The 20161-nt window shown below is 60.7% G+C and carries 19 protein-coding genes; 13 read left to right on the top strand and 6 right to left on the bottom strand.

The features are described 5' to 3' along the window. Window positions 1–145 precede the first annotated feature (145 nt). From WJM78_RS21230 to tldD, 9 genes are all read left to right on the top strand, one after another. The gene (locus WJM78_RS21230; RefSeq protein ID WP_005308111.1) at window positions 146–1186 is read left to right on the top strand and encodes a rod shape-determining protein; all 1041 of its coding nucleotides are present in this window, start codon (window positions 146–148) and stop codon (window positions 1184–1186) included. 42 nt (window positions 1187–1228) lie between these two features. Next, window positions 1229–2134 carry a rod shape-determining protein MreC gene (mreC, locus tag WJM78_RS21225; RefSeq protein ID WP_339011812.1) on the top strand — a complete coding sequence of 302 codons (906 nt, stop codon included), beginning with the start codon at window positions 1229–1231 and terminating at the stop codon, window positions 2132–2134. Beyond that, window positions 2134–2619 (top strand): rod shape-determining protein MreD, encoded by a 486-nt coding sequence (mreD, locus tag WJM78_RS21220; protein ID WP_042037959.1) that lies wholly within the window; start codon window positions 2134–2136, stop codon window positions 2617–2619. Before mreC ends, mreD begins: the two co-directional genes overlap by 1 nt. Window positions 2620–2670: 51 nt before the next feature. Further along, on the top strand, window positions 2671–3258 hold the full coding sequence (locus WJM78_RS21215; RefSeq protein ID WP_042037957.1) for a Maf family protein: 588 nt from the start codon (window positions 2671–2673) through the stop codon (window positions 3256–3258). Window positions 3259–3452: 194 nt separating this feature from the next. Further along, complete coding sequence (rng, locus tag WJM78_RS21210) at window positions 3453–4922, top strand: ribonuclease G (RefSeq protein ID WP_042037955.1); 1470 nt, start codon at window positions 3453–3455, stop codon at window positions 4920–4922. Further along, window positions 4923–8822: a YhdP family protein gene (locus WJM78_RS21205; RefSeq protein ID WP_339011806.1), complete on the top strand. Its 3900-nt coding sequence runs from the start codon at window positions 4923–4925 to the stop codon at window positions 8820–8822. It abuts the gene before it with no gap. Between the two features lie 29 nt (window positions 8823–8851). Continuing rightward, on the top strand, window positions 8852–9448 hold the full coding sequence (locus WJM78_RS21200) for a nucleotidyltransferase domain-containing protein (RefSeq protein WP_339011803.1): 597 nt from the start codon (window positions 8852–8854) through the stop codon (window positions 9446–9448). Between the two features lie 19 nt (window positions 9449–9467). Beyond that, window positions 9468–10274, top strand: coding sequence for a carbon-nitrogen hydrolase family protein (locus WJM78_RS21195; RefSeq protein ID WP_339011800.1), 807 nt, complete (start codon window positions 9468–9470; stop codon window positions 10272–10274). Window positions 10275–10344: 70 nt separating this feature from the next. Then, a complete protein-coding gene (tldD, locus tag WJM78_RS21190; protein WP_339011797.1) occupies window positions 10345–11793 on the top strand; it encodes a metalloprotease TldD in 1449 nt (482 codons plus the stop codon). A 143-nt stretch (window positions 11794–11936) separates the two neighbouring features. On the opposite strand, the gene WJM78_RS21185 is transcribed toward tldD, so the two are convergent. From WJM78_RS21185 to WJM78_RS21175, 3 genes are all read right to left on the bottom strand, one after another. Further along, the gene (locus tag WJM78_RS21185; protein WP_042037946.1) at window positions 11937–12140 is read right to left on the bottom strand and encodes a hypothetical protein; all 204 of its coding nucleotides are present in this window, start codon (window positions 12138–12140) and stop codon (window positions 11937–11939) included. A gap of 164 nt (window positions 12141–12304) precedes the next feature. Continuing rightward, on the bottom strand, window positions 12305–13021 hold the full coding sequence (locus WJM78_RS21180; RefSeq protein ID WP_042037945.1) for a MarC family NAAT transporter: 717 nt from the start codon (window positions 13019–13021) through the stop codon (window positions 12305–12307). 144 nt (window positions 13022–13165) lie between these two features. Next, complete coding sequence (locus WJM78_RS21175; protein WP_339011793.1) at window positions 13166–14473, bottom strand: MFS transporter; 1308 nt, start codon at window positions 14471–14473, stop codon at window positions 13166–13168. Between the two features lie 248 nt (window positions 14474–14721). Between WJM78_RS21175 and WJM78_RS21170 the strand changes: the two genes are divergently transcribed. Together WJM78_RS21170 and aphA are read left to right on the top strand one after the other, a co-directional pair. Next, entirely contained in the window at window positions 14722–15396 is a 675-nt protein-coding gene (locus WJM78_RS21170) for an ATP-binding protein (RefSeq protein WP_339011790.1), read from the top strand. A 105-nt stretch (window positions 15397–15501) separates the two neighbouring features. After that, on the top strand, window positions 15502–16221 hold the full coding sequence (aphA, locus tag WJM78_RS21165; protein WP_339011788.1) for an acid phosphatase AphA: 720 nt from the start codon (window positions 15502–15504) through the stop codon (window positions 16219–16221). Window positions 16222–16401: 180 nt separating this feature from the next. Here aphA and WJM78_RS21160 read toward each other — a convergent pair whose 3' ends face one another. Next, window positions 16402–16665: a hypothetical protein gene (locus tag WJM78_RS21160; protein WP_108535881.1), complete on the bottom strand. Its 264-nt coding sequence runs from the start codon at window positions 16663–16665 to the stop codon at window positions 16402–16404. A gap of 175 nt (window positions 16666–16840) precedes the next feature. Here WJM78_RS21160 and WJM78_RS21155 point away from each other — a divergent pair, with 175 nt between their 5' ends. Together WJM78_RS21155 and WJM78_RS21150 are read left to right on the top strand one after the other, a co-directional pair. Continuing rightward, window positions 16841–17662, top strand: coding sequence for an HDOD domain-containing protein (locus WJM78_RS21155; protein WP_339011784.1), 822 nt, complete (start codon window positions 16841–16843; stop codon window positions 17660–17662). A 116-nt stretch (window positions 17663–17778) separates the two neighbouring features. Further along, window positions 17779–18279: a GNAT family N-acetyltransferase gene (locus WJM78_RS21150; RefSeq protein ID WP_275929146.1), complete on the top strand. Its 501-nt coding sequence runs from the start codon at window positions 17779–17781 to the stop codon at window positions 18277–18279. A 53-nt stretch (window positions 18280–18332) separates the two neighbouring features. Here the strand turns inward: WJM78_RS21150 and WJM78_RS21145 are convergent, their stop codons facing one another. Together WJM78_RS21145 and WJM78_RS21140 are read right to left on the bottom strand one after the other, a co-directional pair. After that, window positions 18333–18758, bottom strand: coding sequence for a hypothetical protein (locus WJM78_RS21145; RefSeq protein WP_339011780.1), 426 nt, complete (start codon window positions 18756–18758; stop codon window positions 18333–18335). 68 nt (window positions 18759–18826) lie between these two features. Beyond that, window positions 18827–20032 carry a J domain-containing protein gene (locus WJM78_RS21140; RefSeq protein ID WP_339011777.1) on the bottom strand — a complete coding sequence of 402 codons (1206 nt, stop codon included), beginning with the start codon at window positions 20030–20032 and terminating at the stop codon, window positions 18827–18829. Between the last annotated feature and the right edge of the window lie 129 nt (window positions 20033–20161).

The following is a 20161-nucleotide window of genomic DNA, read 5'->3' as shown; positions in this document are numbered from 1 at the left end:
TGTCTGCCTGTGCGAGTGAGTGATGACTCGCATTTTTGTCGCGCCTGATGGGTTGGCGACAGTTTGAGCGCTTGCCCATTGGGGTGGGCATTGGTAAAGTTAGCCGGTTTTCTGCACCTCCAAATTCTTAGGATTTCCCGTAGCCATGTTCAAAAAGCTCAGAGGCGTCTTTTCCAACGATCTGTCGATCGACTTGGGAACTGCCAACACCCTGATCTACGTAAAAGATCAAGGGATCGTCCTTAACGAACCCTCAGTTGTCGCCATTCGCCAAGAGCGCGGGAACGCCAAATCGGTCGCTGCCGTCGGTCATGCCGCCAAGCAGATGCTGGGTCGTACCCCTGGCAACATCTCCGCCATCCGTCCGATGAAAGACGGCGTCATTGCCGACTTCTACGTGACCGAGAAGATGCTGCAGCACTTCATCAAGCAGGTTCACGACAACAATTATTTCCGCCCGAGCCCCCGTGTGCTGGTGTGTGTGCCGTGTGGCTCTACCCAGGTAGAGCGCCGTGCCATCAAGGAATCCGCACTGGGCGCAGGCGCCCGTGAGGTTTACCTGATCGACGAACCCATGGCTGCCGCCATCGGTGCCGGCTTGCCGGTCTCCGAAGCGACCGGTTCCATGGTGGTTGATATCGGTGGTGGTACGACCGAAGTGGCCATCATCTCCCTGAACGGCGTGGTTTACTCCCAGTCCGTGCGGATCGGTGGCGACAAGTTTGACGAAGCCATCATCAGCTACGTGCGTCGCAACTATGGCAGCCTGATCGGGGAAGCCACCGCCGAGCGCATCAAGCACGAAATCGGCTCCGCCTATCCGGGCGAAGAGGTACGCGAGATCGAAGTGCGTGGTCGCAACCTGGCCGAAGGTGTGCCGCGCAGCTTTACCCTCAACTCCAACGAGATCCTGGAAGCGCTGCAAGAGCCGCTGTCCGGTATCGTCTCCGCCGTGATGGTGGCGCTGGAACAGTCTCCGCCAGAATTGGCGTCCGACATCTCCGAGCGCGGCATGGTGCTGACCGGTGGTGGTGCACTGCTGAAGGATATCGACCGTCTGCTGATGGAAGAGACCGGCATACCGGTAGTGGTTGCCGAAGATCCCCTCACCTGTGTGGCCCGTGGCGGCGGCAAGGCGCTGGAGCTGATCGATATGCACGGTGGCGACCTGTTCCACTACGAATAAGACCCAAAGCCGGCCAGCGCGCCGGCTCTTTTTTGACGACTCATGAAACCCATTTTTGGTAGAGGCCCTTCGCTTCAGTTACGGTTGTTTCTCGCCGTCATCATCTCCATTGCTGCCATCGTAGCGGACTCTCGCTTCGGTGTGTTTACCCATGTCCGCGTCTACCTCAGTTCGTTAGTCAGTCCGCTGCAATACATGGCCAATGCGCCAGGTATCATGCTCGATACCATGTCTACCCAGGTGCAGACCCGGGCCGGTCTTATCGAACAAACCAAGCAGCAGGAACAACAGCTGTTCACCCTGCGTTCGCGCCTGCTCAAGATGGATCATCTGGAGCACGAGAACCAGCGTCTGCGTGAGCTGCTTGGTTCCCCGGTACACAAGGAGTCCCGCAAGATGGTGGCCGAGCTGCTGTCGGTGGATTCCGACCCCTTCAGCCATCAGGTGCTGATCAACAAGGGGGCGCTGGATGGTGTCTACAATGGTCAGCCGGTGATCAACGATCAGGGGGTGATAGGTCAGGTGCTGCACGTGGGTTCCACCACCAGCCGCGTCCTGCTCATTACCGACTCCAGTCACGGTATCCCGGTACGGGTGCTGCGCAACGACCTGCGTGCCATTGCCTCCGGTAGTGGCGAGCTGGACAAGCTGGAGCTGCGTAACTTGCCGCGCAACACGGACGTGCAAGTGGGCGACCTGCTGGTCACCTCCGGCCTTGGCGGCCGCTTCCCGGAAGGTTATCCGGTGGCGACCGTGACCCGCTCCGACTATGTGGAGGGCAAGCCCTTTGCCCAGGTCGAGGCCAAGCCGCTGGTGGCATTGGACAGATTGCGCTACCTGCTGCTGCTGTGGACCGACAAGAATCCGGACGTGCATGATGATGAAGAGGCGCCGGCCCCGGCTGCTGCATCGGTCGCGCTGAGCTCGACTGCGGGAGCGACGCACTGATGCTGCAACCCGCCAGCGGCAGGATCTGGATCTGGATCTCGATTCTGCTGGCTCTGTGCCTGTCGATCCTGCCGCTTCCCTTTCAATTTGAACCCTTCCGTCCGGATTGGCTCGCCATGGTGCTCATCTACTGGGCGCTGGCGCTGCCGCATCGGACCAACGTCGGCTCTGCCTGGGTGGCGGGCCTGCTGCTGGATGTGCTGCTGGGCAGCACCCTCGGCGTGCGGGCCATGGCCATGGCCATTACCACCTATCTGGCGGCCTTCCAGTTTCAGAAGATCCGCAACTTCTCCCTCTGGCAACAGGCGCTGATCATTGGCTGCCTCTCGCTGGTGGGCAAGGTGACCATCTTCTGGGCCGAACACCTGTTCAGCCGTGCCAGCCTCAATCTTGCCTACTTTTGGTCGACCCTGAGCACGATGCTAATATGGCCCTGGGTGTTTCTGGTCTTGCGCAAGGTGCGCCGCCGCTTCAATATCAAGTGAATATGTGCAAAAACAATGCATTGTAACCTTACCTCCTCTCATTAAGTGAATATGAACAAGCACAACGAACTGCAACTCTATCTCGCCTCGGGCTCGCCCCGCCGCCATGAACTGCTTGCCCAGCTGGGGTACCGCTTCGAGGTGCTAAAACTGGATGTGCCGGAGCGGCGGGAAGAGGGTGAAAAGGCACAGGATTACGTCTGCCGCCTCGCCCGTGACAAAGCGATGGCCGGCGTGGCCGCCGCCCCTGCGGCTCTGCCGGTGCTGGGTGCCGACACCATAGTCGTGCTGGGTGACAGGGTGCTCGAGAAGCCGTCCGACCTGCTCGATGCCAAAGACATGCTGGAGGCGCTCTCCGGCAAGGTGCATCAGGTGATGACGGCGGTGGCGCTGGCTACCCCGGAGCGCTGCGATGTGCGCCTGGTCACCACCAATGTGGCATTTCGCAAGCTGGATGAGGCCGAGATCGAGGCCTACTGGCGCACGGGTGAGCCCTGTGACAAGGCCGGTGCCTATGCGATTCAAGGGATTGCGGGCAAGTTTGTCAGCCGCATCGAGGGGAGCTACAGCGCCGTGGTCGGTCTGCCCCTGCTGGAAACGGATCTGCTGATCAAGCATCATCTGGAACAGTCTCGGTAATCTATCCGCCAGCCGTGTTCTGCAAGGCCCGTTCAGCGGGCAGGCACAGGGTCGGAACATGGCGGTCAGAATTTGAAGCCATCACAGGCAAGGCAGGGGTCGGTGAAACTCGCCGGCTGTTTCTTACTGCGTTACTCACCGGGCACGTGCCGGTTTGGCTGCCAGAATTTAAAACTAGAAAGGCAAGGTAACTTATGTCGGTAGAACTGCTGGTGAACGTCACCCCCTCCGAAACCCGGGTTGCCCTGGTCGAAAACGGTCTGCTGCAGGAAGTGCACGTAGAGCGTCAGGCCAAGCGCGGCATAGTGGGCAACATCTACAAAGGCAAGATCAGCCGAGTGCTGCCCGGCATGCAGGCGGCGTTCGTCGATATCGGCATGGACAAGGCGGCCTTCCTGCACGCTTCCGACATAGTGCCGCACACCGAGTGCGTGGCGGTGAAGGAGAAAGAGCAGTTCCAGGTTGGCAACATCGCCGAGCTGGTACGCCAGGGGCAGGACATCATGGTGCAGGTGGTGAAAGATCCACTGGGTACCAAGGGCGCCCGTCTCACCACCGACATCACCTTGCCGTCCCGCTATCTGGTGTTTATGCCGGGGAGTGCGCATGTGGGGGTGTCCCAGCGCATCGAATCCGAAGCGGAGCGCGAGCGCCTCAAGCGTACCGTGGCCAGCTATGTGGATGATCTCGGTGGCTACATCATTCGCACCGCCGCCGAAGGGGTGGGGGAGCAGGAGCTGGAGCAGGACGCTGCCTTCCTCAAGCGATTGTGGCGCAAGATCCTGGAGCGCAAGCACAAATACCCGCCCTGTAAGATCCTCTACGAAGATCCCAGCCTGGCATTTCGGGTGGTGCGCGATTTCGTCGGCGCCGAGCTCGACAAGATCCGGGTCGACTCACGCCAGAGCTTCGATCAGCTCAAGCGCTTCACCGAGGAGTACGTGCCCGAACTGGCCGGCAAGCTGGAGTACTACTCCGGCGAGTCACCCATCTTCGATCTCTACGACGTGGAGAACGAGATCCAGCGTGCGCTGGATCGCAAGGTAGAGCTGAAATCCGGCGGCTACCTCATCATCGACCAGACCGAAGCCATGACCACGGTGGACATCAACACGGGTGCCTTCGTTGGCCATCGCAATCTGGAAGAGACCATCTTCAATACCAACGTCGAGGCGACCGCGGCCATCGCCCGCCAGCTGCGCTTGCGCAACCTCGGTGGCATCATCATCATCGACTTCATCGACATGCAGTCCGAGGATCACCGCCGGCGGGTGCTGCACAGCCTGGAGCAGGCGCTCTCCAAAGACAGGGCCAAGACCAACGTCAATGGCTTCTCCCAGCTTGGTCTGGTGGAGATGACCCGCAAGCGTACCCGCGAGAGCCTGGAACACGTGCTCTGCTCCGAATGCCCCGAGTGCAAGGGGCGCGGTCGGGTCAAGACGGTGGAGTCGGTCTGCTTCGAGATACTGCGGGAGCTCATCCGGGTCAATCGCGCCTACGATGCGGATCAGTTCACCGTCTACGCCGCGCCAGCCGTGGCCGACTACCTGCGGGGCGAAGAGTCCCACAGCCTCGCCGAGCTGGAGGTGTTTATCGGCAAGCAGGTCCGGGTGGTGAGTGAACCGCTCTGCGGTCAGGAACAATTCGATGTGGTGATGATGTAATTGGTCTATCGCTGGCTGAGTCGGGGCTGGTTAGCCCTCGGGGTCTTCTTCGTGCTGCTGGCCATCCTGGTCAGTCTGGTGCGCGTTGGTGGCCCCTTACTCAACCAGCATAGACAGGCACTGCTCGACACCCTGCTGGCCGACAGCAAGCTGGAAGCCAGCGTTGATCGCATCGGCCTGGACTGGACCCAGCGCGGCCCAGCCCTCGAACTGCAACAGTTGGTGATAGCGCCCGATTCCGGCCGTTTCGCTGTGCGTCTTGGCAAGGTGTGGGCGCACCTCGACTTCTGGCGCTCCCTCAACGAGCTCAAACCCGTGTTTGGGCAGCTCATCTTGAGCGATGGCGACATAGCCCTGGATCTGGCCCAGCCAGCCGACCTCGAGCCCCGTAACGGCCGCGATCAGCAGCAAGCATTGCTGCGCTTCCTGCTGACCCAGCTCTCCACTTTCGACATTCATGACACCCGCCTCAGCCTGACCACGGCGCTGGGGGAGGTGCGGGCCCTCGACATCGCCCAGCTGCGCTGGCAGAACCGCGGCAAGCGCCATCAGGGGGTCGGCAAGGCCTATCTCATCAACGGGGTGGGCGAGAGCACCATAGATCTCATTCTGGATGTGGATGCGCCTGAAGCGCGGTTCGAGCGTCTCAAGGGCCAGCTCTATCTGGAAGCCAGCCAGCTCGATATCAGCCCCATGCTGGCACGGATCCACGCTGGCGATCCACGGGTGGCCGGCCAGCTCGATTTTCAGCTCTGGAGCACGTTTGCCAGCGGCCAGCTGGGGGAATCCGTGCTGGCGTTTGGCAACAACTACCTGATCTGGAAGGATGAGAAACAGGGTGCCATGCACCGTCTTGGCCTGCAGGGGGGCAAGATCCAGCTGCACCGGGATGGTGAAGAGTGGCAGCTCGCCAGCCATGACGTGACCTTCAAACTCGATGGCAAGCGCTGGCTGCAGAGCCGGTTGCAGCTCGAGCGGGTTGGCTCCCGCATTCAGGGGTATTTGCCCGCCATCGATCTGGATCAGGTCGCCAATCTGAGCCAGCTGGTCTCCGGCCTCTACCCAGAGCTGACCGAGACTCTCAAGCAGACCCGTCCGACCGGCAAGGTCCAGGACCTTATCCTGCAGGCTGACGCCGACTGGCGCGGACTCTCTCTCAGCGGCCAGCTCTCCCACATCAAGGTCACAGCCTGGCAGGATGTGCCCGGCGTGGAGGATCTCAACGGTGAGTTCTGGCTGACCCCGATCGGCGGCAGCGCCCGGTTGGCACTGGACAAGGACAAGGTGGATCCGGCTCGCCATTTCAAGGAGCCGATCCCGGTCGACAGCTTCTCGGCGCGGCTCGACTGGTGGCAGGATCCCAGGGGCTGGGTGCTCTATGGTCAGGACGTGGCGCTGGACAACCCGGATTTGACCCTCGCCAGTCGTTTCAGAATGGATCTCTTTGAGCACACCTTCCTCGCCCTGACCGGTCGTATCAACGTCAAGAATGCGGGCAATGCGGATCGCTACTACCCCTTGCAGGTGATGGGCAAGGGCCTGGTGGACTACCTGAGCGGTGCCATCAAGGGCGGTCAGGCCAAGGGTGCGGATCTGCTCTGGTACGGCGAGTTCAAGGATTTCCCCTTCAGCAAGGGTGAGGGGATCTTCCAGGTGGCGGTGCCGCTGGAACAGGCCACCTTCCGGTTTTTCCCCGGTTGGCAACCACTCACCGAGCTGCAGATCGATCTGCTGTTCCAGAATGCCAGCCTCGATATGCACAGCCGTTCCACCCACCTTGGCAAAGCAAGATCCGACTCGGTGCATGCCTGGATCCCGGATCTCTACCCGGGCGCCCACCTCTATGTGGATGCCAAGGTACAGGGGGAGGGCAAGGCCATCAGCGACTACCTGCAGGACTCTCCGCTGGGGGATTCTGTCGGTCAGGCGCTGCGGGAGATCGAGATCCGGGGCCCGCTCAAGGGCTCGGTCAAGCTGGATATCCCCCTCAATGGCGAGAGTGAGGTCAAGGCGAACGGTGACGCCCTGTTCAGCAACAACATGGTGCGGGTTGCCAGCCTGGATCTGCCGCTGGAGAAAGTGCAGGGCCGCCTCGAATATGACAACGAACAGACCCGTTTCAGTAATCTCAAAGCCAGCCTGTGGAACCAGCCGCTGACCCTGGACTATCAGGGCCAGCAGCTGCCGAACCGTTATCAGGTCGATCTCAAGTTCAAGGGGCAGTGGGACAGCCGCCGCGAGCAGCGCAAGATCCCCGCTCTCGATATCCTCAAGGGGCGCAGCAACTGGGCCGGCACCCTGGGGCTGACCCTGCCCAACGACAAGCCGTTCAGCTTCCAGTTGGCGTTGGATTCCAACCTGCAGGGCATGGGGCTGGATCTGCCCTCACCGCTGGCCAAGGCCGCCAACAGCCGCTTGCCGCTCAAGGTGACCGCCCGTGGCCGCGACGGCAGCGCCGACATTCGCGCCGTGCTGGGGGCGGATGTGGATATGCAGAGCCGGTTGGTTTATGGCGATGGCGCACCTTACCTCAGCCGGGTACGGGTGGACGTGGGTCAGCCCGGGGCCCGGGTGCTGCGTGACAAGCCCATGCTGCTGGTCATCAACCAGCAGCATGCGGACGTGGCCGGCTGGCTGGTCCGACTCAAGCAGTGGTTGCCTGCGAGCACGGCGCCGGGCGGCAATGCCGTGGTCGGCCCCGCCTTCTTGCCTCGGGAGTGGTGGGTGGATGGTCAGCTGGTCCGCGCCGACATCGGCAGCGCCACCCTCAAGGCGGTGCACTTCACTGTGGGGCCGGTCAAGCAGGCCACCGAGGTGATGATCGACAGCCCGGACGTGATGGGGGTGGTGCACCTGCCGGTGACCGGGCGTCAGCCCATAGAGGCGAAATTTGCCCGCATCTATTGGTCCGGCAATAGTTCGGATTTGAGCCCCAAGCCCGATGCCAGACAGGACAGGGCCATCATGGACGCCATTCCCTGGCTCACCTTCAGCTGTGTGGATTGCCGCTTCGGCGCTCTGCCGCTGGGTGAGGTAAAGGGAGAGCTGGTGCCTGGCGCCAACAAGCTGACCCTCAAGGATCTGGACATGCGGCTGGCGGGCAGCCAGCTGACCGGCACAGTGGACTGGCTGGCCCAGCCAGGCCGGATGCAAACCCATGCCCGCGCCAACATACACAGCAACAACAGCGAGCTGCTGCTCAAGCGGCTCGGCTATACCTCGCCCATCGGCGATGCACCCGGCAAGATGGCGCTGGATCTGAACTGGAACGATGTGCCCTATCGGCTGGATGTGTCGACCCTGGCCGGCAGTGCCAACTATCAGCTGGAGGGGGGGACTCTGCGCGAGGTCAACGACAAAGGGGCGCGGCTGCTCTCCCTGCTCAGTCTCGATTCCCTGCTGCGCAAGCTGCGGCTCGATTTTCGCGATGTGTTCGACAAGGGCTTCTATTTCGAATCCATGTCCGCCTCCGCCACCATCAAGCAGGGGCAGGTCAGCAATGATGACTTCTACATGAAGGGGGCGGCGGGCAACCTGCGCGGTGAGGGGATCGCCGATCTGGTGCGCTGGCGGCTCGACTACGAGCTGAGCTTCTCTCCCAACCTGGGCGGCACCCTGCCGGTCCTGGCGGCTTTCTCCCTGACCCCGATCACCGGCCTCTATGTGCTGGCCCTCTCCAAGCTGCTGGAGCCCGTAGTGGACGTGGTGACCCGCATCGATTTTCGGGTCTCGGGTCCGCTGGATGCTCCCAAGTTGATCGAAGCGGGGCGGGACAGGGCTCGTATCAAGCTCAACCAGCAGCAGAAAGAGGCGGTCGATTCGGTGACCCCCACTCTGCCGACGCAGGAAGTCACCCCCTTACTGCTGACCCCTAAACAGGCGGGGCCCACCCAGCGCTGAGGCTGGTCTGCCATCACAAGGAGTGAGCCATGACAGGAAGTGATGACCAGATGGACTTGCTTGCCATACCGCCGTTGCAGCGGACATTGGTGCAGGCGGTAGTGGCGTGTTTTGAACCCAGAGTCGAGGTGCTGGCTGCGGTAGTGGTCGGCTCTTTGGCCAAGGGCAAGGCCGATCGGGTTTCTGATGTGGATGTGCTGTTCATGGTGGAACCTGGTTTTCATCGTGATGGGCAGCCCTGCATTGATCGGTTTCTGGCGGGCAGAGAGGTGTTTCACTGTTGGCAGGGGGCGCATGGCAATCAGGGCTACTACTGGCGTTATATTTTTTATGATTTCACCAGCATCGAGATCCATCTGATCGATGTGAACGCAGAATTCCCTCTGGCTCGCCCATATCTGCCGCTGTTCGATAAAACCTCCTGCATTCATGCGCTGGAGGTAGACGGCCCGGCGCCCAGCCATTGGGACTTTCCCGCCTATATGGCCGAAGGGGATGGGCTGGTGTGGGAGCTGTTCGATTGCCTCAAATGGGCTGAACGGGGCCAGCGTGGATTGGTCAGGCATCATCTGCGTAAACTGTTGGCCGAGATGGATAAAGACCCGGATATTGTGGATCGCGCTTAACGCGGACAAGGAGAGCGTCATGTGGTTAGCCGCCATACAACTGATATCAGGCCGCAGCTGGCAGGATAACCGGGAGCAGATTGCCGCCGAGCTGGCGGCGCTGCCAATCGAGCGGCCACTGCTGGTGCTGCTACCGGAGAACTTCGCCCTGTTTGGTGAGCGGCAGGGCTATCTGGATGGTGCCGAGGCGATCGGTGCTGGCCCCATCCAGCAGCAGCTGGCCGAGTGGGCCCGCGACTATGGCATCTGGCTGGTGGCCGGGGCTATGCCGACTACCATCGCAGGTTCAGCGCATATTCGCACCAGCTCGCTGGTGTTCGACCCGAGTGGGGATCTCAAGGGGCACTACCACAAGATCCACCTGTTCGATGTGGATGTGGCGGACAATCAGGGCCGCTACCGGGAGTCGGAGACGTTCAGTCCAGGTCAGGAGTGCGTGCTGGTGGACTCCCCCTTTGGTCCCCTCGGCCTCTCTATCTGTTATGATCTGCGCTTTCCCGAGCTCTACCGCCAGCTGACCCGGGCTGGAGCCCGCGTGCTGCTGGTGCCTGCCGCCTTTACTGCCGTGACCGGCGAGGCGCACTGGGAACCGTTGCTGCGGGCCCGCGCCATCGAAAACCAGTGCTATGTGGTGGCCGCCAATCAGGGTGGTACCCACGAGACGGGGCGCCAGACCTGGGGCCACAGCATGGTGATCGACCCCTGGGGGCGGGTGCTGGCCTGCAAAGAGTCCGGGCGCGGTACCGTGCTGGCGAAGCTGGAGCCCGGGCTTATCGACGAATTGCATCGCACCATGCCAGTGCTGGCCCATGCCCGTTTGTTGTGATGGTGTGGCTTGTTGCCAACCCGTCGGCAAGACGATTTAAAACATCTCGTTACGAGAGTGGAGAAGAAGATTGAGTCTATTGAGCCAGGTTAGTGCCTCCCTGTTGGCCCCGCACGATCTCGACGAAGGCCGCCTGCAGCAGTTGCTCGGCAGTCTGATGAGCCATCAGGTGGAGTTCGGTGACCTCTATTTCCAGCGCAGCTGGCACGAGTCCTGGATGCTGGAAGATGGCATCGTCAAGGATGGCAGCTACAACATCGATCAGGGGGTCGGGGTGCGCGCCGTCAGCGGCGAGAAGACCGGCTTCGCCTACTCGGACGAGCTGAGCCTGCTGGCACTGCAACAGTCGGTGACCGCCGCCCGTGGCATCGCCGCTGCCGGTGCTCACGGCAAGGTGAAGGCCTGGGCCCGCACAGAGGGCAACCTGCTCTATCCGGCCATGGATCCGCTGCAGACCCTCGACAAGCACCAGAAGATCGCCCTGCTGGAGCAGATGGACAAGTTTGCCCGCAGCCTGGATCCCGCCATCAATCAGGTGATGGCCTCCATCAGCGGTGTCTATGAAGAGATACTGGTGGCTGCCACCGATGGCACGCTCGCCGCCGATGTGCGCCCGCTGGTTCGCCTGTCGGTGACCGTCATCGCCGAGAAGGGGGATCGCCGCGAGCGTGGCAGTGCCGGCGGCGGTGGTCGCTGTGGCTATGATTATTTCCTGGAGCTGGACGGGCTGGAGAGCCGGGCCTTTGGTTATGTGCGCGAGGCGGTGCGTCAGGCGCTGGTGAACCTCGAAGCCATCGATGCACCGGCCGGTACCATGCCGGTGGTGCTCGGTGCCGGCTGGCCCGGCGTGCTGCTGCATGAGGCGGTGGGCCATGGTCTGGAGGGGGATTTCAACCGCAAGGGCTCTTCCGCTTTCGCTGGCCGCATCGGCGAGCAGGTGGCCTCCAAACACTGCACCATCGTCGACGATGGCACCCTGCCGGGGCGGCGGGGCTCCGTCAGCATAGATGACGAAGGGACGCCGGGCGGCTACAACGTGCTGATCGAGAACGGCATCCTCAAGGGCTATCTGCAAGACAAGCAGAATGCCCGCCTGATGGGCGTGCCGCTCACCGGCAATGGCCGCCGCGAATCCTACGCTGCCCTGCCGATGCCGCGCATGACCAACACCTACATGCTGGCGGGTCAGTATGATCCGGCCGAGATCATCGCCTCGGTGAAGAAGGGCATCTATGCCCCCAACTTTGGCGGCGGCCAGGTGGACATCACCTCCGGCAAGTTCGTCTTCTCCGCCTCCGAGGCCTACCTCATCGAGGATGGCAAGATCACCACTCCCATCAAGGGGGCGACGTTGATCGGCAATGGCCCCGAGGCGATGAGCCAGGTCTCCATGGTGGGTCGCGACCTCGCCCTCGATCGCGGTGTCGGCGTCTGCGGCAAGGAGGGGCAGAGTATTCCAGTCGGGGTCGGCCAGCCCACCCTCAAACTGGACCAGCTCACCGTGGGTGGCACCTCCTAGGTTGGGTCAACCGCGGCGCGCGTAACCCGACGCGGCATCTGCCACATCACACCCCGGCTCTTGCCGGGGTTTTGTCATTCAGGCAGACGGCAACCAACAAAAAGCCCCGGCACATGGCCGGGGCTGCTGGATAGGGGGCTGGGTCAATTGACCGATATGGCTCTGGCGTCTATGTAAAATCGCGCATTGCCTTGTGGATCGACCCTGATCTGGGCAATCAGACGATCGCTCTGCTTGTACTCCCACCGTGTTTTTATCCTGGCCAGGACGGGGCTGGCTGCACCGACCACATTCAGATATTCATGAAACAGGCTGTAGCTTCCAATCTCGGTCAGCATTTTTTCCATTTGCACATCTCCTGCTAGTGAGTGGGTGTCTTCACCCACAAACCTATCAAGCACACTCTGAATTGAGTCTGTACAAAAATCACACTAACTCATTTGTGTGTCAGTAGCATGATCAGGCGCAAGATCAGTGACGATTGTTGGAGGTTATGACACCGTTTTGTCAGTCAAGGCCGACGGGTATCCTCCAATAGTTCAAATGCACCGGACACATGTGGTAATGCCTGTGTCGTTTGTGCCGCAGGGGCGCCGTGGAACACGGGATCCTGCGCCACCTCTTTGATGCCGTTGATGCAGAACTGCATACCCATGCACACCAGCAGGAAGCCCATGAGCCGGGTCATGGCGTCTATGCCGGTGGCGCCGAGGATCTTGCAGACAGGATCCGCCAGCTTGAGCACGCCCCAGCTGAATATGCTCATCAGGGCGAAGGCGGTCACTGTGGCGGCATAGATGGTGAAACGGTTGTACTCGTCGGGCAGCTCGGCGATCTGGGCGGCGCCGCTGATCACCAGCGCCATGGTACCCGGCCCGCACATGCTGGGCATGGTCAGCGGTACGAAGGCGATGTTCTGGTTGATATCGACCTCTGCCTCCTGGTTCGGGGCCGGAAACAGCATGCGAAAGCCGATGAAGGCGATGATGAGCCCCCCTGCCAGGCGCAGGCCGGGAATGGAGATCCCGAACAGATCCAGGATGGAGGAGCCGATGAAGAAGCTGACGCAGAGGGTGCAGAACAGATAGATGGCGGCCAGATTGATCTGGCGGCGCACGTGCTCACGGGACATGCCCTTGCTCAGCCCCAGCAGCAGGGTGGCCGTGGTAGGCGGATTGACCATGGGCAGCAGGGCAAGCAAGGCGAGAAATACGACCTGAAAGAACATCTTGAGCCTCGAATAACAGCAATTGAAAGGGATAGTCCCGGGCTGGTCAGTCACCAGACCCGGTAGGGAGGCTAGCTTATGTCGGCCAAGCTGAACATATGCCGAATTAAAAAGCCCCTAAGGTCTGCGGGGCTCTTGGGTGGTTCAGGCTGTTTGTGGCGCCTTCTGCCGCTGTTGCAGCCAGAGTAGCAGGCCAATGGCAAAGCCCAGTGCCGACAGGCTCACCACATAGTGGGAGGGGGCCAGCATGTCGTTCTTCATCCACAGGGTGACCAGCATGGGGGTGAGGCCACCGAAGATAGCGTAGGCCACGTTGTAGGAGAACGATAATCCGGAGAAGCGCACCACAGCCGGGAAGGCGTTGACCATGACGTAGGGCACGGCGCCAACGATCCCGACCGCGAAGCCCGCCAGCATGTAGAGCGGCACCAGCAGATCTGTGCCCGCTGCCAGGCCATGGTAGAAGGCGTAGCTGGCGCCTGCCAGCAACAGGGAGCCCAGCATGAAGGTGGGACCACTGCCGATGGCATCGATCAGTCGGCCATAGAGGATGCAGCCCAGGGTCAGGGCCAGGATGGCCAGGGAGTTGGCTGTCAGCGCATCGGCGGGGCTGATGCCATGTACTTTCTGCAGGTAGGTAGGGGTCATCAGGATCACCACGACGATGCCGGCGGAGAGCAACCAGGTCAGCAGCATGGATATCACCACGCTGCCCTTGTGGTTGCGCAGCACAGTCTTGAGCGGCAGCTCTTCTGCCAGGGCCTTGTTGGCCTGCATCTCGGCGAAAACAGGTGTCTCGTGTAGCCAGCGGCGCAGGTACATGGCGACGATGCCGAAGATGCCACCGAGCAGGAAGGGAACACGCCAGCCCCAGTCACTCACCTCGGCCGGGGTCAGGCTCTTGTTGACTGCGGTAGCGATGAGGGAACCCAGCAGTATGCCGGCCGTCAGCCCGGCGGTCAGGGTGCCACAGGCGAGCCCGACCCGGCGGGCGGGCACGTGCTCTGCCACGAACACCCAGGCACCCGGCACTTCACCACCGATGGCGGCTCCCTGCAGGATACGCAGACCCAGCAGGGCCAGCGGTGCACCTATACCCAACACGGCGTAGGTGGGAAGCAGGCCGATCAGCAGGGTAGGCAGTGCCATCAGCAATATGCTGAGGGTAAACATGCGTTTGCGGCCGATGAGATCGCCGAAGTGGGCCATGATGATGCCGCCAAGGGGGCGCGCCAGATAGCCAGCGGCGAAGATGCCGAACGTCTGGAACTGGCGCAGCCACTCGGGAATGTCGGCCGGGAAGAACAGCTCGCCAATCACCACGGCGAAGAAGACGAAGATGATGAAGTCGTAAAACTCCAGCGCACCGCCGAGGGCGGCCAGACTCAGGGTCTTGTAATCCTGTCGATTGAGGGGGCGGGCGTGATCGTGTTGTTGTGCGGTTGTCGTCATATCCGTATGTTTCCCATCGGTTTTTTTAGTTATTGTCGCCCCGGGCAAGGGGCATATACAGGTTATCGAGAGTATGCTGTCCGCCTCTGGTGTGTAAATCGCGTAATTCGCAACACTGTCTTGCAGCTTTTTGGTGCCGCGAGGCTGGGGAACCGGGCCCACATCCGGGATCCTGCTCCCGGGGTGAATAACAACGATGATACCCGGGGGCTCAGCCAGTTTCCGGGCACAAGATAACGGGATAAATCATGACGAAAACCAAGGTGCTGCTCTCCTGGAGCAGCGGTAAGGACAGCGCCTGGGCGCTGCACACATTGCGGCAGGATCCGGCCATCGAAGTGGTGGGTTTGTTTACCACGCTCAATCAGGCTTTCGAGCGGGTGGCCATGCACGGAGTGCGCAAGCAGTTGTTGATGCAGCAGGCCGAGTGCGTTGGCTTGCCGCTGACCACCATAGACCTGCCCTGGCCCTGCACCAATGAGGACTACGCCCGTATCATGACCGAGTTCATTGCGGGCGTGGTGGTGCAGGGGATCCGCCACATGGCGTTTGGCGACCTCTTCCTCGAGGATGTGCGCGCTTATCGGGAGAAACAGCTGGTGGGAACGGGCATTGAGCCGCTGTTTCCACTGTGGGGCAGCGACACGAGCGAGCTGGCGCAGCAGATGATGGCGGCCGGCCTGAAGGCCAGGATAAGCTCCCTGGACCCGAAAAAACTGGATGCCAGCCTGGGTGGCCACGCGTTTGATCCCGCCTTGCTGGCCCTCCTGCCCACCGGGGTGGACCCCTGCGGTGAGAATGGCGAGTTTCATACCTTGGCCTGGGATGGCCCCATGTTCTCCCGTCCGCTCGGGATCCGGGTAGGGGAAACCGTGCAGCGAGACGGCTTTGTCTTTACCGATCTGCTACCCATCGAAGATTAATGTTCAGGCGTCAAATACTCCCTTTTGCTGGAGCATTCACAGTTTGAGGAATTGGATGGGGGCACCATTGACCCCTCTTTTGATTGCAGATGATGACTCCTTCTTATGACACACTTCTCTCGCCCGGCGCTGCTTGCCTCCTTGTTGGCGGCTGCGCTCTCTCTGCCTGCGCTGGCTGGTGACGCTGCGATCGTTCAGCCTGTTGCTGCCGGTGTCACCACAGTCACCCTCGCCCAGCAGGCCCCTATTCACTGGGTGTCGGTGGCGCAGATTGCCGCCAGTCTGGATGGCCTGCTACCGATGGCGGTCGGCTTCGATATCGACGATACCCTGCTCTTCTCCAGCCCGGGTTTCTATCGTGGCAAGCAGGAGTTCTCGCCCAAGGATGAGAGTTATCTCAAGAATCCCGCCTTCTGGGAGAAGATGAACAACGGCTGGGATGCGTTCAGTGTGCCCAAAGAGGTGGGCAAAGCGCTCATCGCCATGCACCTCAAACGCGGCGATCACATCTATTTCGTCACCGGTCGCTCGGCCACCAGGACCGAGACGGTGAGCCAGACGCTGCAGCAGACCATGGGGATCCCGACCGAGCGGCTCAATCCGGTGATCTTCGCCGGTGATGAACCGGGTCAGAACACCAAGGTGCAGTGGCTCAAGGATAAGCAGATGAAGATCTTCTACGGCGATGCGGATGGGGATATCAAGGCGGCGCAGGCCGTGGGTGTGCGTGGCATACGCTTGCTGCGGGCAGCCAACTCTACCTATCGGCCGCTGCCGCTGGCGGGCGCGTTGGGGGAAGAGGTAATAGTCAACTCCCAGTTCTGAACGCAGTCTGTTGGGTGGCAAAAGGGCCGGATCCTGTCAGGATCCGGCCCTTTTTTCGGGTGCCTGGCGGGCGACCAAGGTATTGCCGCTGGCGGGTTTGCCGTCTGCTCCAGGCTTGCCGCGCATCTCCTGATAGAGGAGAGGCCTATGTAGCCGGTGCGATTCGTCGGGCTGAGGTACTTATTCGGCCCAGGGCATCTCGGGCAGGGAGTCCAGAAACTGAGCGTAACGCTCAAGGTTGAAGGCACTCTGTTCGGCTTCCATCGCCATCAGCTCGGCGCCGAGGGCACAGGCGATGTATTGCAGCGCCTCTTCCCGTGGGGTGCCCTTCATCACCAGCCGCATCAGGGTTGCCTTGACCTGCAACGGGTGGCCATCGATCAGCTGGTTGTCGACCATTTCCAGCAGGGTCTGTTCGTCAAAGAACTCGGTGGGTTCGCTCATGCTCAACTTCCTCGTCATGCCATTAAAGGGGGCCAGTATAGCCACAATGCTATTAACACATTGAAATATGTCGATAAAAACATTTTCGTGAGGCTGCTTTTTGTTACCCATACTTACTGAGGGTTTGCTGTCGGCAAACGAAAACCATCATAAAATTGTATGGACGGATATCAAGATGCCCACCATAGACTCGCTATTATCCAAGCCCCAAAATCTGCCCAATGTGCCCGAAGTCATGCGCGATCTGGTGCAGACCTTCAGTGAGAAAGACCCGGATATCCTATTGATCGCCAAGAAGATCAACAAGGATCCCGTCATTTCAGCCAAGCTGCTGCGGCTGGCCAATTCCGCCAAGTTTGGCGGCAGTCGCCAGGTCGGCACCGTCAACGAAGCGGTCGTGCGACTCGGGGTCGATGTGGTGCGCAACATGGTGCTGGCGTGCGGCCTGACAGGCTTCATCAATGCGGTGCCCGGCATCGACCTCAAACACTTCTGGGGAAAGGTGTTCGACGTGGCGGAGCTGGCCAGACGGCTCGCCAAGCTCAAGGGTATGAAGGGGGAGGAGGTGTTCACCTGCGCCCTGCTCTATGACATGGGGCGACTCATCATGCATGTAGGATTGCCGGAGAACATGGTAAACCACATCAAGGATCTGGAGCCGAGCAAGGGGCGCGCCAAGGCCGAGGAGCTGGTGGTCGGCTTCAACTATGCCCAGACCGGGGCCGAGATGGCCAGGCGCTGGCAATTTCCCCTCAGCATCTGCCACGCGGTGGAGTATCACTACAACCCCTTGCTGGCCAAAGAGTTCTCTGCCGAGGCTGCGCTTATCCACCTGGGCATAGTGCTGGCGGCGCAATCGGATGTGGGGGAGGAGGCGCCCCCCGAGTGGCCCACTCAGGTGGCCGAGCGACTCGGTCTGGCCTGGCCGGATTGTGCCGCCGTGTTCATGGCCTTGCGCGAGCAGGGCAATGGTTATGCGGGCCTGCTGGCGGCCTGAGTCCGCTCATCTTGCTATCGGGGTCGCACTGCGGCCCTTTTTCATGGGGTTTACCTTGCCAACGAGGCGGAGCAGGGGCAGTCTTGAGGGCCTTTTTTGCTGAAAGAGTCTTTGCCATGATCCTCTCCGAGCGCCTGCTGCTGCGCGAACTGACCCTAGCCGATGCCCCCTTCATTCTCGCATTGCTTAACGATCCCGACTTTCACCGTTACATAGGGGATCGGGGGATACGTACCCTGCTCGACGCCGAAAACTACATCCAGCAGGGGCCTGCCGTCAGCTATGCCCGTTATGGTCACGGGCTCTATCTGGTGGCGCGCAAGGAGGATGGTGCCAGCCTCGGTATCTGCGGTTTGATCAAGCGCGATACCCTGGAGCAGGTCGATATCGGTTATGCCTTCCTGCCGCAATATCGAGGTCAGGGTTACGGCATAGAAGCGGCGCAGGCCGCCCTTGCCGATGGCAAAAACCGCTTGGGGATTGGGCAAGTGGTCGCCATCGTCACGCCGGGCAACGAGCGATCGGTGGCACTGCTGGCCAAGCTGGGGCTGGTGCGCAGTCGTCTGGTCAAGCTGAGTGAGGATGCTGACGAGTGTCTGCTGCTGGAACAGGCTTGAAAGCCTTTTATGGTGGTTGCTGGCAGGCATTGGCGCTGATAATCCGTGCTCCATCATCGTCTCTCTGCAAGCCATGGGCTGATGCAGCAACAGACTGAATAATATGAGTAATTAGCATGATTATCCCATTGGAAATCCGCCTGATAGCCGTCGTTATGGCCCTCATCCACATAGCAGCCTGCCGTCCGGAAGTAGTGTCCATCCCCAGCACAGGATTGCTTGGCAAGATCTGCCCGGCCAGCGTCAGCAAGAGGGGGGTTGATCCTGTGGTTTGCCACCCAATCACAGGTATCCTGCACCCTTCCCAGCACTAGATAAAATTGCACCAGCGTATCGTGATGGTTTGGGGAGTCGCTGGTTTGCTGAACCCGCCCCTGGCTGGCCAGTTGCAGCCCCTTGGCAAAGCTGGCCTCACCACTTAACGCTTTCAGTTCGGCAATATCGATCAGTTCATCGAAATGGGTGGAATGGCGGGCCAAGGCACTCTCCTTCTGTGGCGTGATGGCAGTGAGAGGATGCGATATCGCGCATCGGGTGATGGGCGAGCTTAGCGGAAGAAGATCTCGTCAAATCCTGCTGCCTCATCCCAGGCAGCATACTCGCGTTCATCCCAGCGCTTTGCCAGATATGGCTTGAGGGTCTGTAGTGTGGTGATGGTCGCCAACTGTGTATGCAGCTGCTTGATGTCGCGCTGCAGATAGTGCTGGTGATCCTCGAACGCGAGATCGGTCTTCTTCTTCGAACTCTGTTTGAACTTATGCAAGACAGCCCCCTGCACCCCCTCGGTACCCCCGTAGTAACGGACCTTCAGCTCACATATCTTCAGCTTGAGCGCGGGGTTGATGGCCGCGAGGTTCTCCTCGCTCAGCAGGTTTTCTGCCTCGGGCAGATGGCTATGGGCCAGTTGCAGCAGGGTAAACAGATCCCGTTGTTCCCAGGCGAGGCTGAGCTCACCCATGATGCGAGTCTTCGCATCCCGCTGTGCCGGGTCCTGCTCCCGGTCGGGGTACAGCGCCATCGCCAGCTTGCGATAGAGCTGTTTGAGGGTCGAGCTGTCGAGCAGCTGCTCAACCCTGGCGACCTCGTCCGGATGGACGTGGTCATGGCGGGTCCGCCAGCGTTCGAATGGCTCATCACTGGCAAACGCTTCCTCGGCAAAGTCCGGCTCTTCGTCATCCCACTCTGCTGCACCGGCGTCACCAGCCCTTCTCATTTCCGCTTGCGCTTTCATATAGTCGCGCAGCTTCTCGGGGTGTCTGACCATCTCGCGCAGCACCTCGATATCATCGGGGCTGTCACCGAACGCCTCTTGCAGCATGTGAGTGATAAAGTCGCAGCTCGCCTCGAGCTGCGCTTCATCAAGCTGGGTGACACTGCCCGATTGCACCGCCATATAGAGTGACTCCAGATCCAGCTCTCCCCGAAACGGATTGGATTCAAGATATTCCATCAACTCATTGAGCCAGTCATGGAGCATCTCGCGTTGCCACTGGGTAAAACTCTTGCGGGCGGTAAATCCGGCCAGCCGCTGGCAAAGCTGAAAAATCAACGCGCACTGCTGACGTTCGAGGGGCTCAATGTCGCTGACAAAGCGCTGATAGATGCCTGCCCCCTCCTGCTCCTGTTTGGCCAGTTTGGCCTGCAGCTGCTCGATGTCTTGCCACTGACGATGAAAAGAGGCAAGGGCAGGATTATCGTGGCGCGGCTCGACCGCTTTGCGCTTGGCCGAGGTTTTACGCTTGGTCAGTGACATGGGGGCTCCAGGGGAATGGTCAGAGATTCAACAACCTGCATCGGTCGTTGCCGTGGGCAGATTAACAGAGGGAAATAGCACTGACTACTTCCGGGGGAGAGGGAAAAGTGGCGAACGCCGCCAGCTGCG

The organism is Aeromonas popoffii, assembly GCF_037818705.1.
In the GTDB taxonomy this organism is placed as follows: Bacteria; Pseudomonadota; Gammaproteobacteria; order Enterobacterales; family Aeromonadaceae; genus Aeromonas; species Aeromonas popoffii.
Note: the sequence above shows the minus strand (reverse complement) of the source record. Positions and strands in the feature narration are given on the sequence as shown.